Origin of the sequence: uncultured Williamsia sp., assembly GCF_947494875.1 — a bacterium.
Classification (GTDB): Bacteria; Actinomycetota; Actinomycetes; order Mycobacteriales; family Mycobacteriaceae; genus Williamsia_A.
Genome location: NZ_CANLWM010000002.1, coordinates 501843 through 514302, shown reverse-complemented (window position 1 = coordinate 514302; position 12460 = coordinate 501843). Strand labels below are relative to the sequence as shown.

Genomic DNA, 12460 nt, shown 5'->3' with positions numbered 1-12460 from the left:
CCCGTTCGGGCACCTTCGGTTGCGGTACGCCACCGCGAACGGTTCCCAGATCAGCTACTCGATCCTGAGGGAGGACGCCGAGATCCCGCTGCCCGGGCAGCCGACGAGATCGACTCCCGGCGAGACCCGCGCGATGATCCCTTCGAGCGCAATCATCGAACCGGGGGCAGGGTTCCACCGGTCGGCCGAACTGGTGCAGAACATCCATCCGGTCGATTCGTGCCCGGCGGTTCCGGTGTGACGATCGCGAGACCACGCGCAGCGTGGTCGCGGTCCTCGGGCGCCGGCCGTCGATGGCCGTGCCGACAGAGTCTCAGGGGCAGGGCGTGCGGTGCGTGGTGGCGTAGGACGGGTCGAGGGCATCGAGAACCATCGCCACGGCGCGGGGATCCGAGGTCATGCCCATGTGGTCGCCCTGTGAGTGGCCGACGATGTCGACCTGACGGGCGCCGGTCTCCTTGCGCACCGTGTCGACGAACGAACCGAGGGTGCGCGCGGACTGACGGATGGAGTTGCCGCCGAACAGGTCGAGCAGGTTCTGCGGGCTCGCCGACTGACGCTTGCCGTAGGAGATGGTGTAGACGCAGAACCCCTGGTCACGCAGAGCGGGGGCGAGTTTCTCCCACGTCTTCGCGGGGTTGGCCCACGTCCCGTGGACGAGCACCACCGGCCGCGGATGCTCTGCGGACGGGCGACACGTGGGGGTGTTGATCCCCGACGACGGGTGAGGGGCTGCGGCGGCCTGCGCGGGTATCGCCAGCATCGCCACGAGGGCTGCTGCGTACACACACAACCGGCGCCGGGCACGAGTCGACAACCTCGACATGTTCCTCCTTCGCCCCCGACGACCCGCCAAGCATTTGCGATCTCAACGAGTCAATTCACTTCGACGTTACGTCACGGAAACCCGATCATAGAAACCCCCGTCACCCCGGGTCCGGGCGTGTCGGGGCCGTTCGAGCGAGTCGTCACCTGATCGAGGCCGCGACGAGATGTGGAGCCGTCCGCCCTCCACTGCCGAGCTCGGAGTCCGATCTCATCCGGCACAGGCCCCCGGGTCGACGGGCCGCAGGTCGCCCAGCGCATGCCGTGCTCGCTCCCGTGCCAGGTTCGTGTCGGCCCACCGGCGGTCCATCCGGACATCGCCGGCGAGAGCGGTGAGCACGCAGTCCCGAAGGTGCGGAGGCAGTCGCAGGAGTTGATCCGCCGCATCGGGCGAGAGGTCCGACAGCTGCCCGACGTCGACGCGGCCGGTCTTCTCGTAGCGGTCGACGTTGATCTCGGCGATGCGGGCGTCGGGGTCATACGCGGCGAACGCCAGCGCTCCGACGATGGTCACCCCTGCGATCGCCCGGGCGAACTGCCGGGTACCGAACCCCGCGCCTGCCGCCATCAGGGCGACCAAGACGACTGCGAACCACAGTTCGACGGCGGTCGCACCGACGCGCAGCCGGGTGGCGCCGAACGCGTCGACGTAGAGGTCCATCCGGTGCAGGGCTGATGCGACGACCGCCAGTGCAGCCAGGCACAACCCGCCGAGGATCACCCGGACGGCAGCACGATCGGCGGTGGTGTCCTGCGGTGACCGACGCCATGCGACGGCCACGACGGCGATCGTCAGCGCCGTCGCCACGAAGAGCTGCCAGAACCCCGATCGCGCGTACTCCGCGTACGTCAGGCCGACGGTCCGCTGCACGTGGTCGTCGCCGCCGAAGAGGGTCGAGGCCTGTGTGACGAGGAACGCGATCGAGACGAGCAGGACTGTCCCCGCCGGTAGTGCCCACATCCAGGTGGTGTGCAGGGTCTGCGGTGGCGAGGGCACGTACGGCGACCGCGGACGCGCCCAGCGCAGATGGATCCCGATGGTCGTGACGAGGGCGACCAGAACACCGACCGCGATCTGCGGGCCGAGGTCGAGGGAGCCGATGTCGGGTGTGAGCATCGCGAGCAGGTGCGCGAAGGCCGCATCCGCGCCCGCGAACAGAGCGCCGAAGACGACTGCGAGGGCGACGGTCACGACGGCGACCGCGGCGACGGCCCCCGGGTTGTCGAGCGAGCGGCCCCCACGGAGGCGAGCGACGGCACGGCCCGACCACGCCACCGCCCGCGGGGTGAGGACCACTGCTGCGAATCCACCGAACGCGGCCTGACGAAGCGTGCGCGCGTCGACGACGAGCCCGACCGCGGACACGGCGGCCAGCACGAGACACCCATCGACCACCCATTCGGCGCTGCGCCACGCCGCCACCGACACCAGTGCGGCCACGGCGAGCACGCCGAGCACGCCGAGCGGGGTGGGTCGACCTCGCCGAGCCCCGACGACCACGGCGGCGAGGATCCCGACCGTGATGATCACGACCCCGATCCCCGTCGTCCCGGACGGTGCGGCGATCGCTGCGACGAGCCCGGCCCCGGCCACCGCGACGGGTACCCGTGCGGGAGCGGCCGGCGGGATGTCGTCGACGGTGGTCATCAGCGGCGGTGGCGGAGGAGATGCGGGCGGGTTCGGTCCGGGAACTGGGGGGATCGTGTCGAACGGGGGTGATCCGGGCATGGGGTATCGCCTCTCGTCGTGCGGGTGTGTCGGATGCGCGGATGCGCGCGCGGGCGCCACGCGCCCGGAAGTCGGGGGTCGACTCAGGTGGGAGCCTGCGCGGGGAGTCGGACGCGGATGCGACAGCCGTCGGGGTCGTCGACGACGGCGATCTCCCCGTCGTGCAGTCGGACCACCCAGTGGGCGATCGCCAGGCCGAGGCCTGTCCCGCCGTCCCGGGAGCCGCCCCGGGTGAACCGTTCGAAGATGCGGCCGCGTTCGTCGGGGTCGATGCCGGGCCCCTGGTCGGCGATGTCGATGACGGCCCCGGTCCCGTCGGCGCGGGCTGTGATGTCGACGATCCCGTCTGTGGGTGAGTGCCGTGCCGCGTTGTCGAGCAGGTTCGCGAAGACCTGGTGCATGCGGGCCTCGTCCGCGCGCACCAACAGCCCGGTGGGCACGGCGTTGTGGAACGTCACGTGTGTGGCCGAATCCTGTCCGATGCCGTTGCGGAGCAGACACTCCGCGACGGCGTCCTCGGTGAGACCGTGCAGGTCGATCATCGCGCGGTCGAGCGCGATGGCACCTCCTTCCACCCGTGACAGGTCGAGGAGGTCGTCGACGAGTCGCCCGAGTCGGTCGGTCTGGCTCAGGGCCAGCGCGAGGGTGTCGTGGTCCGGGGTGCTGACACCGTCGACGAGGTTCTCCAGCACGGCATGCAGTGCGGCGACAGGCGTCCGGAGTTCGTGCGCGACGTTGCCGACGACCTCGCGTCGGTAGGTGTCGGTCGCCGACAGGTCGGCGGCCATCTGGTTGAACGCCGTTGCCAGGGTGCCGATCTCGTCGCGTGAGGTGGCCCGGACCCGACCCGAGTAGTCCCCATGGGACATCGCGCGGACCGCGCCGGTCATCTCGCGCAGCGGTGACGTCATCCCGTGGGCGAGAAACCAGGTGACGACAAGCGCGACCACCAGGGCCAGCAGGAGGGCATAGCGGAACTGCCACTGCGCGGTGACCCAGAACGACAGGCTGGAGCTGAACAGCGCGACCCCCACCACGACCGCCGTCTTCGTCTTGAAGGAACGGATCGCGTCGAGGGGGCGCGGTCGGGTCGGCGTCATGGATGTCCGACCTCGAGGGCGTACCCGACGCCGTGCACCGTCCGGATGCGATGCGCTCCGACCTTCTGCCGCAACGACCGGATGTGGGAGTCGACGGTGCGCGTCTCGCCGGCGTCGGTCCACTGCCACACCGTCTCGAGCAGTTGCCCGCGGCTGCGTACCGCGCCGGGGTGACGGGCGAGCGTCGCCAGCAGGTCGAATTCGGTACGCGTCAGGTGGACCGACGACCCGGCGACGGTCACCGACCGCGCATCGTGGTCGATGGCGAGCTCGTCGACGATCTGCGGCCCGGCAACGACAGTCGGCGCCGTCGTGGTGGCGTCGATGGGATAGCGCTCGGCCCGTCGCAGCAGCGCGCGAGTGCGAGCGACGAGCTCGCGCATCGAGAACGGCTTCGCCAGGTAGTCGTCGGCCCCGACGCCCAGACCGATCACGAGGTCCGTCTCCTCCGATCGCGCGGTGAGCATCAGAACCGGGGTGGGGGTGTGCGCCTGGATCCGTCGGCAGACCTCGAGACCGTCGAGCCCGGGCAGCATCACGTCGAGGATCACGACGTCGGGTCCGGTGTCGGCGTGCCACCTCAGGGCGTCGGGGCCGCTGGCCGCGGTCGTCACGGAGAAGCCCTCGGCGGTGAGGCGGTCGGCGATCGACGTACGGATCAGTGGCTCGTCGTCCACCACCAGGACGCTCGGGGAACGGTCGTCGGCGCTCATGGAGTCGACGCTAATGTCCGTTTGTGCAGTCGGGCCGCAGATGGTGTGCAGAGTCTGTGAAGGTTCGCGGGGTCGTCAGGCGATGGCCGGCACGACCAGGACGTACATCACGAGGAACACCGTGCAGAGGCCGGCGAAGACGGCGACGACCATCTGGTGCGCGGTCGACGCCCGTGATCGCGTGAGGGTGGCGAGCAGGACGAGCACGGTGACGATCGGCAGGGACTGTCGCCCGACCGCCTGCAGTTGGCCCGAGCAGATCGGCAGCGCGAGCATCGCCGCGGTGAAGACGGTGTGGGTCGGGGGGAACTGTCGGATCATGACGACCAGAGCGACGAGACAGACTGCGACGACTGCGAGGTTCAGCGGACCGAAGAGGTAGTCGCGCGGATCGCCCCATGATGCGTCGCGGATCGCATGGTCGATCGCGACCCACGGCCAGTCGAGTTCCCGGTGCCAGCGGTCCGCGTTGACGCGGAACGTGACGAACAGGTCGCCGGTGCGCACCCATCCGAACGCCAGGAACGCGACCAGCCCCATCGGTGCGAGGACGATGCCGACGAGTGGTCGCAGGAGGGAGAGTGCGGCGCCGGTCCGGCGAGCCGCGATGACCACGACGACCACCTCGGCGACGAGGACGAGCGTCAGCATGACCCCCGGCGGACGCGTCGCGGCCGCGAGAGCGGCGACGGCACCGGCCGCGACCCACCTGTGCCGTCGTGTCAACAGGAGGGTGGCCACCGCGAGCAGCACGAACAGGCTCTCCGCATAGACGGCCGACAGGTAGAACCCCAGAGGGGTCACCGCGAAATAGACCGCCGTGCGCCGCGCGACGCCGAGGCCCCAGTCGGCGCTCACCAACCTGTGTAGGACCACCGCCGCAGCCACGCCCGCGAGGTTCGACACGACGAGCCCGGCGACGATGTTCGCCGTGTGTCCCCCGCCGCCGATGTACCCGACCACGTGGACCAGCGCGGGGTAGAGGGGATAAAAGGCCCATTCGTCACCGGGACCGGCGCTGTACCCACCGTCGGCGATCCCGACGTAATAGGCGGCGTCGAAATGAGCCCAGATCGGCTCGGACCGACCCGCACCGTCGACGGTGGTGGCGATCGGCGCGAGATAGGCGCTCGCGAACGCTGCGAGCCCGAACAGCGCGGCGTGCCACACCGCGAACGGGACGCCGGCATCGGTGATGGCCTGACGCACGGGTGCATCCCGCAACGGGGTGAGTCGGTCGAGCGCCGACTGCCGGACCATGGGGCGAGAGCGAGTCACCGCCCATACATATGCGTCGCGTGCCCCGTCGGCCCGCGGGAGCGTGACTGTTCCTCCGTTCGGAGGACAGAAGCGATCAGCGGGGCGTCACCCAGCAGGTGATGTCGCAGTGCACCACCTCGACGCCGTGCTTGTCGGAGATGGCGATGGCGACCACGACCTCACTGCCGCCGCCGACCGACGCAGGGTCGATCGGTTCGACGAGCGTCGCCACCGCGCGCAGGCCCGTGGTCGCCTTGGTCAGGTACTGCGAGGTCATGCCCTTCGGGATCCAGCGCAGCTCGGTCGGCGTCGACGCCTCCATGAGCATGCCCATGGCCGTCTCGGCGAGGTTGCAGGCGGCGATCGCGTGGTAGGTGCCGATGTGGTTGTGCACGCCGAACCACTTCGGGGACGTGACCACGCACCGGCCCGGCTCGAGCTCGCGCACCAGGGGCAGGATGGTGCCGAAGTAGGGGACCCGCGCGACCATGCCGACGGAGAACACGGCGGCGCCGACGATGCCGCTGGGGAGCCGTCGCCACAGCGCGTAGGTGGGCGTGACGCCCGTGGGACGGGCCGGCGCGACGGTGTGCTGTTCACTCATGGGGCGAGACTAACGGCCATTTGGACCGGCACCGGGTCCTGGTGCATACTGTTCGGGTTGCCCAGAACGGGTGCCGTCTCGTGCGGCCTCGATCCGGGCGCCGATCGTCCCGGCGGAGCAAGCGGTTCCCGAACTGCTCCGAGCACCGGGGGTTCGATCACACGAGCTAGAACACAACGTCGTCGTCCGGCCCGATCCCTCGGATCGGAGCGGACTCGGTGGGACCGCCCGTCAGGGCGCGACCACAAGCGGTCGGAACAGGGTGACAGCGCACAGGTTTGTCCGGTGCGCGCGACACGCCCGACCGCGGGTGCCGGAGCAGCCCGGTGCGACAGAAGAGCTGTGGCGTCCGCCGACACCGTCGACGGACGCGAACGCACAACGACAGATGAACAGTGTCGATCACCCACCCGGACGTCCGGGTCGGACGGCGTGTGAGCCGCCCGGTGGTCTGTCCTGACCCGCACACGCGGGACCCGTTTCGCGGGCATCTGTCGCCGAGTCACCAGACGGAAGAGGACACAGCGTGGCGGGACAGAAGATCCGCATCAGGCTCAAGGCCTATGACCACGAGGCGATCGACGCGTCGGCGCGCAAGATCGTGGAGACCGTGACCCGCACCGGGGCACGCGTCGTGGGCCCGGTGCCGTTGCCGACCGAGAAGAACGTGTACTGCGTCATCCGCTCGCCGCACAAGTACAAGGATTCGCGCGAGCACTTCGAGATGCGGACGCACAAGCGTCTGATCGACATCCTCGACCCGACCCCCAAGACGGTCGACGCGCTCATGCGCATCGATCTGCCGGCCAGCGTCGACGTCAACATCCAGTAGTCGGCACCGGAGAGGGTCGCGACGCGTTGCGTCACGCGGACCCGCTCCGGAGGCCGCCTGTAGGGATCGAACACACAGGGACCAGATACAGACATGACTCAGAACAGTGGGAAGGGGATCCTGGGCACCAAGCTCGGGATGACCCAGGTCTTCGACGAGAACAACCGCGTCGTGCCGGTGACCGTCGTCAAGGCCGGTCCGAACGTCATCACGCAGATCCGCACCCAGGAGACCGACGGCTACACCGCCGTGCAGCTCGCCTACGGTGCGATCGACCCGCGCAAGGTGACCAAGCCCGTCGCCGGGCAGTTCACCAAGGCCGGTGTCACGCCGCGTCGTCACGTCGCGGAGCTCCGCGTCGACGACACCGCGGAGTACAGCGTCGGCCAGGAGCTGACCGCCGAGATCTTCGCCGACGGTGCCTACGTCGACGTGACCGGCACCTCCAAGGGCAAGGGCTTCGCCGGTGTCATGAAGCGTCACGGCTTCAAGGGCCTGGGCGCCAGCCACGGTGCTCACCGCGTGCACCGTGCACCCGGCTCGATCGGTGGCTGCGCCACCCCGGGTCGCGTGTTCAAGGGCATGCGGATGGCGGGACGCATGGGCAACGAGCGCGTCACCACCCAGAACCTGACCGTCCACAAGGTGGACGCCGAGGCCGGCCTGCTGCTGATCAAGGGAGCCATCCCCGGTCGCAAGGGCGGCGTCGTGATCGTCCGCGACGCAGTGAAAGGCGGTGTGAAGGCATGAGTGTCGACACCACGAAGTCGGCGACCAAGCTGACGCTGGACGTCCGGACCGCGGACGGGAAGACCGACGGCACCGTCGAGCTGCCCGCCTCGATCTTCGACGCGCCGGCCAACATCGCGCTGATGCACCAGGTGGTCACCGCGCAGCTCGCGGCGGCACGCCAGGGCACGCACTCCACCAAGACGCGTGGCGCCGTGAGCGGTGGCGGCGCGAAGCCGTACCGCCAGAAGGGCACCGGTCGCGCCCGTCAGGGTTCGACCCGCGCGCCGCAGTTCACCGGCGGTGGCACCGTCCACGGCCCGCAGCCGCGTGACTACAGCCAGCGCACGCCCAAGAAGATGAAGGCCGCCGCCCTGCGCGGTGCCCTCTCGGACCGGGCGCGCAACGAGCGCATCCACGTCGTGACCGAGCTCGTCGCGGGTCAGACCCCGTCGACGAAGTCGGCCCGGCAGTTCCTGGAGCTGCTCAGCGAGCGTCGCAAGTTCCTGGTGGTCATCGGCCGTGAGGACATCGCCGCGCAGAAGAGCGTCGCGAACCTGCCGAACGTGCTGCCGATCAGCCCGGACCAGCTCAACACCTACGACGTCCTCGACTCCGACGACATCGTGTTCAGCGTCGAGGCGCTCAACACCTTCGTCGCACGGGCCACGGGCGACGCAGCCGAGAAGGAGGCGTGACATGACCGTGCAGCACAGCGATCCGCGCGACATCATCCTCGCGCCGGTGATCTCCGAGAAGTCCTACGGACTGATCGAGGACAACGTCTACACGTTCATCGTCCACCCGGACTCGAACAAGACGCAGATCAAGATCGCCGTCGAGAAGATCTTCGACGTCAAGGTCTCGAACGTGAACACCGCCAACCGCCAGGGCAAGCGCAAGCGCACCCGCTTCGGCTACGGCAAGCGCAAGGACACCAAGCGCGCGATCGTCACCCTGACCGCCGACAGCAAGCCCATCGAGATCTTCGGGGGACCGATCGGCTGACGCCGGTCGGATCCGAGGAGAGGCAGAGGACGAAGAGTCATGGCCATTCGCAAGTACAAGCCGACGACACCGGGCCGCCGCGGCGCCAGTGGCGCCGACTTCGCCGAGGTCACGCGTGACCACCCGGAGAAGTCGCTGGTGCGTCCGTTGCACGGTCGCGGTGGACGCAACGCCCACGGGCGTATCACCACCCGACACAAGGGCGGCGGGCACAAGCGCGCCTACCGTCTGATCGACTTCCGTCGCAACGACAAGGACGGCGTCAACGCCAAGGTCGCGCACATCGAGTACGACCCCAACCGCACGGCGCGCATCGCGCTGCTGCACTACCTGGACGGCGAGAAGCGCTACATCATCGCGCCGCGCGGGCTGAACCAGGGCGACGTCGTCGAGTCGGGTGCCACCGCCGACATCAAGCCCGGCAACAACCTGCCGCTGCGCAACATCCCGACCGGTACCCAGGTCCACGCGGTGGAGCTGCGTCCCGGCGGCGGGGCCAAGATGGCCCGCAGCGCCGGTGCGTCGATCCAGCTGCTGGGCAAGGAGGGTGCGTACGCCACCCTGCGCATGCCCTCCGGTGAGATCCGCCGCGTCGACGTGCGCTGCCGCGCCACGGTCGGCGAGGTCGGCAACGCCGAGCAGTCGAACATCAACTGGGGCAAGGCCGGCCGCATGCGGTGGAAGGGCAAGCGCCCCACCGTCCGCGGTGTCGTGATGAACCCCGTCGACCACCCGCACGGTGGTGGCGAGGGCAAGACCTCGGGTGGTCGCCACCCGGTCAGCCCGTGGGGTCAGCCCGAGGGCCGCACCCGCAAGAACAAGGCCAGCGATCAGCTGATCGTTCGCCGTCGTCGCACCGGCAAGAAGCGCTGAGCAGGAGGGAGTAGAACATGCCACGCAGCCTCAAGAAGGGCCCGTTCGTCGACGACCACCTGCTCAAGAAGGTGGACGTCCAGAACGAGAAGGGCACCAAGCAGGTCATCAAGACCTGGTCGCGCCGTTCGACCATCATCCCCGACTTCATCGGTCACACGTTCGCCGTCCACGACGGTCGCAAGCACGTGCCGGTGTTCGTCTCGGAGTCGATGGTCGGGCACAAGCTCGGCGAGTTCGCGCCGACGCGCACGTTCAAGGGCCACATCAAGGACGACCGGAAGGCGAAGCGTCGATGACGAGCACCGAATCCGCCAACCCGACGGCCAAGGCCACCGCCAAGTTCGTCCGCGTCACGCCCATGAAGGCGCGTCGCGTGATCGACCTGGTGCGCGGCAAGAAGGTCGACGAGGCACTCGACATCCTGCTGTTCGCGCCGCAGGCGGCGAGCGAGCCGGTCGCGAAGGTCGTCGCCAGCGCGGCGGCCAACGCGGAGAACAACCTCGGACTCGACCGGCGCACGCTGGTCGTCTCGCAGGCGTTCGCCGACGAGGGCCCGACCATGAAGCGTTTCCGTCCGCGGGCCCAGGGCCGCGCGTTCCGGATCCGCAAGCGCACCAGCCACATCACCGTGGTCGTGGAGAGCGTGCCGGCAGGGCAGCAGGGTCGTTCGCGGTCCAAGCAGCCCAAGAAGCAGCAGACGAGCAAGGGAGCCTGACCAGTGGGCCAGAAGATCAACCCGCACGGCTTCCGTCTGGGTATCACCACCGACTGGAAGTCGCGGTGGTACGCCGACAAGCAGTACGCGGACTACGTGAAGGAAGACGTCGCCATCCGCAAGCTCCTGTCCACAGGACTCGAGCGCGCCGGCATCGCGAAGGTCGAGATCGAGCGCACCCGTGACCGGGTCCGCGTCGACATCCACACCGCCCGTCCGGGCATCGTCATCGGTCGCCGCGGCGCCGAGGCCGATCGCATCCGTGGCGAGCTGGAGAAGCTGACCGGCAAGCAGGTGCAGCTGAACATCCTCGAGGTGAAGAACGCCGAGAGCGAGGCGCAGCTGGTGGCGCAGGGCGTCGCCGAGCAGCTGAGCAACCGTGTCGCGTTCCGTCGCGCCATGCGCAAGGCGATCCAGTCGGCGATGCGTCAGCCCAACGTCAAGGGGATCCGGGTGCAGTGCTCGGGTCGTCTCGGCGGCGCGGAGATGAGCCGCAGCGAGTTCTACCGCGAGGGCCGGGTGCCCCTGCACACGCTGCGCGCCGACATCGACTACGGCCTCTACGAGGCGAAGACGACCTTCGGCCGCATCGGCGTGAAGGTGTGGATCTACAAGGGCGACATCGTCGGTGGCAAGCGTGAGCTCGCCGCCGCGGCCGCCCCCGCCGGTGATCGTCCGCGCCGTGAGCGCCCGCAGCGTCCGCGTCGCAGCGGCGCGTCGGGCACCACCGCGACGAGCACCGAGGCCGGCCGCGCAGCCGCCGACACCGCGACCGCGGTGGCGACGGAGGCCCCGGCCCCGACCGAGAACCAGGAGGGCTGACCCATGCTGATCCCTCGCCGGGTCAAGCACCGCAAGCAGCACCACCCCAGCCTCAAGGGGCAGGCCAAGGGCGGCACCCAGGTGACGTTCGGTGACTACGGCATCCAGGCACTGGAGAGCGCGTACATCACCAACCGTCAGATCGAGTCCGCGCGTATCGCGATCAACCGGCACATCAAGCGTGGCGGCAAGGTGTGGATCAACATCTTCCCGGACCGCCCGCTGACGAAGAAGCCCGCCGAGACCCGCATGGGTTCGGGCAAGGGCTCGCCGGAGTGGTGGGTGGCCCCGGTGAAGCCGGGCCGCGTGCTGTTCGAGATGAGCTTCCCCAACGAGCACACCGCTCGTGAGGCTCTGCGCCGCGCGCAGCACAAGCTGCCGATCAAGACCCGCATCGTGACCCGAGAGGAGCAGTTCTGATGGCACTGGGCATCGCAGCATCCGAGCTGCGCGCACTGGGGGACACCGAGCTCCTCGAGCGCCTCAAGGAGTCCAAGGAGGAGCTGTTCAACCTCCGGTTCCAGATGGCGACCGGTCAGCTCGACAACAACCGCCGGCTGCGGCTGGTGCGCCGCGAGATCGCCCGTGTCTACACGGTGCTGCGCGAGCGTGAGCTGGGCCTGGCCGCAGGTCCCGACGCCGACGGCGGTGACGACGCATGAGTGAGGACACGAACGTGAGCACACCCGCAACCCAGGAGCGCAACCAGCGCAAGGTGCGCGTGGGATACGTCGTCAGCGACAAGATGCAGAAGACGATCGTGGTCGAGCTCGAGGACCGCGTGAAGCATCCGCTGTACGGCAAGATCATCCGCACCACCTCCAAGGTGAAGGCCCATGACGAGCAGGAGATCGCCGGTATCGGTGACCGCGTTCGTCTGATGGAGACCCGGCCCCTGTCTGCCACCAAGCGGTGGCGTCTGGTCGAGGTCCTCGAGAAGGCCAAGTAAGCACCTGCACCTCCGGGACAGGCCCGTCACCCTCGCGGTGACGGGCCTTTCTCGTCTCCGGGCCACCTGACGGTCTGCTGTGAGTTGTCACGGAGTTCGTGCCACCGCTTGCCGTCGCCCGTCCGTCATCCGATGGACGGCGGATGGGGCGGATGGTGCTGATGAGATCCAGATGAACTGTTGCGCCACAATGTTTTTCACGATGCGAACAACATGTGGCGTGCCCCATCGTCGGGTGGTCCGACGTCGTTCGAGTCGGCTGGTTCAACGACAGTGATTCGTGAGATCGCACAGTTAT

The 12460-nt window shown here is 68.9% G+C and carries 17 protein-coding genes; 11 read left to right on the top strand and 6 right to left on the bottom strand.

Annotation, left to right across the window (positions count from 1 at the left end):
• Positions 1-313: 313 nt before the first annotated feature.
• The 6 genes from Q1A98_RS07700 to Q1A98_RS07675 all read right to left on the bottom strand — a co-directional run bounded on the left by Q1A98_RS07700 (position 314) and on the right by Q1A98_RS07675 (position 6231).
• The gene (locus Q1A98_RS07700; protein WP_299571613.1) at positions 314-826 is read right to left on the bottom strand and encodes an alpha/beta fold hydrolase; all 513 of its coding nucleotides are present in this window, start codon (positions 824-826) and stop codon (positions 314-316) included.
• A gap of 210 nt (positions 827-1036) precedes the next feature.
• On the bottom strand, positions 1037-2473 hold the full coding sequence (locus Q1A98_RS07695) for a DUF4153 domain-containing protein (RefSeq protein WP_299571610.1): 1437 nt from the start codon (positions 2471-2473) through the stop codon (positions 1037-1039).
• 164 nt (positions 2474-2637) lie between these two features.
• Positions 2638-3654: a HAMP domain-containing sensor histidine kinase gene (locus tag Q1A98_RS07690; RefSeq protein WP_299571607.1), complete on the bottom strand. Its 1017-nt coding sequence runs from the start codon at positions 3652-3654 to the stop codon at positions 2638-2640.
• Positions 3651-4367, bottom strand: coding sequence for a response regulator transcription factor (locus Q1A98_RS07685; protein WP_299571604.1), 717 nt, complete (start codon positions 4365-4367; stop codon positions 3651-3653). Before Q1A98_RS07685 ends, Q1A98_RS07690 begins: the two co-directional genes overlap by 4 nt.
• A gap of 75 nt (positions 4368-4442) precedes the next feature.
• The gene (locus Q1A98_RS07680; protein WP_299571602.1) at positions 4443-5645 is read right to left on the bottom strand and encodes a mannosyltransferase family protein; all 1203 of its coding nucleotides are present in this window, start codon (positions 5643-5645) and stop codon (positions 4443-4445) included.
• 76 nt (positions 5646-5721) lie between these two features.
• The gene (locus Q1A98_RS07675; protein WP_299571599.1) at positions 5722-6231 is read right to left on the bottom strand and encodes a hotdog fold domain-containing protein; all 510 of its coding nucleotides are present in this window, start codon (positions 6229-6231) and stop codon (positions 5722-5724) included.
• A gap of 526 nt (positions 6232-6757) precedes the next feature.
• On the opposite strand from Q1A98_RS07675, the gene rpsJ reads away from it, so the two are divergent.
• The 11 genes from rpsJ to rpsQ all read left to right on the top strand — a co-directional run bounded on the left by rpsJ (position 6758) and on the right by rpsQ (position 12162).
• On the top strand, positions 6758-7063 hold the full coding sequence (gene rpsJ / locus Q1A98_RS07670) for a 30S ribosomal protein S10 (RefSeq protein ID WP_003938093.1): 306 nt from the start codon (positions 6758-6760) through the stop codon (positions 7061-7063).
• Between the two features lie 93 nt (positions 7064-7156).
• Positions 7157-7813, top strand: coding sequence for a 50S ribosomal protein L3 (gene rplC / locus Q1A98_RS07665; protein ID WP_253647470.1), 657 nt, complete (start codon positions 7157-7159; stop codon positions 7811-7813).
• Positions 7810-8490, top strand: a complete 681-nt coding sequence (gene rplD / locus Q1A98_RS07660; RefSeq protein ID WP_299571596.1) for a 50S ribosomal protein L4 — start codon at positions 7810-7812, stop codon at positions 8488-8490. Before rplC ends, rplD begins: the two co-directional genes overlap by 4 nt.
• 1 nt (position 8491) lies before the next feature.
• Complete coding sequence (gene rplW, locus Q1A98_RS07655) at positions 8492-8800, top strand: 50S ribosomal protein L23 (RefSeq protein ID WP_253654958.1); 309 nt, start codon at positions 8492-8494, stop codon at positions 8798-8800.
• A gap of 39 nt (positions 8801-8839) precedes the next feature.
• Positions 8840-9673, top strand: coding sequence for a 50S ribosomal protein L2 (gene rplB / locus Q1A98_RS07650; RefSeq protein ID WP_299571593.1), 834 nt, complete (start codon positions 8840-8842; stop codon positions 9671-9673).
• Positions 9674-9690: 17 nt separating this feature from the next.
• Positions 9691-9972 carry a 30S ribosomal protein S19 gene (gene rpsS, locus Q1A98_RS07645; RefSeq protein WP_026917259.1) on the top strand — a complete coding sequence of 94 codons (282 nt, stop codon included), beginning with the start codon at positions 9691-9693 and terminating at the stop codon, positions 9970-9972.
• Positions 9969-10391, top strand: coding sequence for a 50S ribosomal protein L22 (gene rplV, locus Q1A98_RS07640; protein ID WP_299571590.1), 423 nt, complete (start codon positions 9969-9971; stop codon positions 10389-10391). The genes rpsS and rplV overlap by 4 nt, the downstream gene beginning before the upstream one ends.
• A gap of 3 nt (positions 10392-10394) precedes the next feature.
• Positions 10395-11213: a 30S ribosomal protein S3 gene (gene rpsC, locus Q1A98_RS07635; RefSeq protein ID WP_253654955.1), complete on the top strand. Its 819-nt coding sequence runs from the start codon at positions 10395-10397 to the stop codon at positions 11211-11213.
• A 3-nt stretch (positions 11214-11216) separates the two neighbouring features.
• Positions 11217-11633, top strand: coding sequence for a 50S ribosomal protein L16 (gene rplP, locus Q1A98_RS07630; protein WP_253654954.1), 417 nt, complete (start codon positions 11217-11219; stop codon positions 11631-11633).
• Complete coding sequence (gene rpmC / locus Q1A98_RS07625; RefSeq protein WP_299571588.1) at positions 11633-11875, top strand: 50S ribosomal protein L29; 243 nt, start codon at positions 11633-11635, stop codon at positions 11873-11875. The genes rplP and rpmC overlap by 1 nt, the downstream gene beginning before the upstream one ends.
• Entirely contained in the window at positions 11872-12162 is a 291-nt protein-coding gene (gene rpsQ, locus Q1A98_RS07620) for a 30S ribosomal protein S17 (RefSeq protein WP_299571586.1), read from the top strand. The genes rpmC and rpsQ overlap by 4 nt, the downstream gene beginning before the upstream one ends.
• Positions 12163-12460: the final 298 nt, after the last annotated feature.

Excerpts from the sequence above, each read along its gene's own strand:
- Q1A98_RS07685 (WP_299571604.1), bottom strand. The coding sequence starts at position 4,367 with ATGAGCGCCGACGACCGTTCCCCGAGCGTCCTGGTGGTGGACGACGAG.
- rplB (WP_299571593.1), top strand. The coding sequence starts at position 8,840 with ATGGCCATTCGCAAGTACAAGCCGACGACACCGGGCCGCCGCGGCGCC.
- rplP (WP_253654954.1), top strand. The coding sequence starts at position 11,217 with ATGCTGATCCCTCGCCGGGTCAAGCACCGCAAGCAGCACCACCCCAGC.
- rpmC (WP_299571588.1), top strand. The coding sequence starts at position 11,633 with ATGGCACTGGGCATCGCAGCATCCGAGCTGCGCGCACTGGGGGACACC.
- Q1A98_RS07700 (WP_299571613.1), bottom strand. The coding sequence starts at position 826 with ATGTCGAGGTTGTCGACTCGTGCCCGGCGCCGGTTGTGTGTGTACGCA.
- Q1A98_RS07675 (WP_299571599.1), bottom strand. The coding sequence starts at position 6,231 with ATGAGTGAACAGCACACCGTCGCGCCGGCCCGTCCCACGGGCGTCACG.
- rplV (WP_299571590.1), top strand. The coding sequence starts at position 9,969 with ATGACGAGCACCGAATCCGCCAACCCGACGGCCAAGGCCACCGCCAAG.
- rplC (WP_253647470.1), top strand. The coding sequence starts at position 7,157 with ATGACTCAGAACAGTGGGAAGGGGATCCTGGGCACCAAGCTCGGGATG.
- Q1A98_RS07695 (WP_299571610.1), bottom strand. The coding sequence starts at position 2,473 with ATGACCACCGTCGACGACATCCCGCCGGCCGCTCCCGCACGGGTACCC.
- Q1A98_RS07690 (WP_299571607.1), bottom strand. The coding sequence starts at position 3,654 with ATGACGCCGACCCGACCGCGCCCCCTCGACGCGATCCGTTCCTTCAAG.
- rpsQ (WP_299571586.1), top strand. The coding sequence starts at position 11,872 with ATGAGTGAGGACACGAACGTGAGCACACCCGCAACCCAGGAGCGCAAC.
- rplW (WP_253654958.1), top strand. The coding sequence starts at position 8,492 with ATGACCGTGCAGCACAGCGATCCGCGCGACATCATCCTCGCGCCGGTG.
- rpsS (WP_026917259.1), top strand. The coding sequence starts at position 9,691 with ATGCCACGCAGCCTCAAGAAGGGCCCGTTCGTCGACGACCACCTGCTC.
- rplD (WP_299571596.1), top strand. The coding sequence starts at position 7,810 with ATGAGTGTCGACACCACGAAGTCGGCGACCAAGCTGACGCTGGACGTC.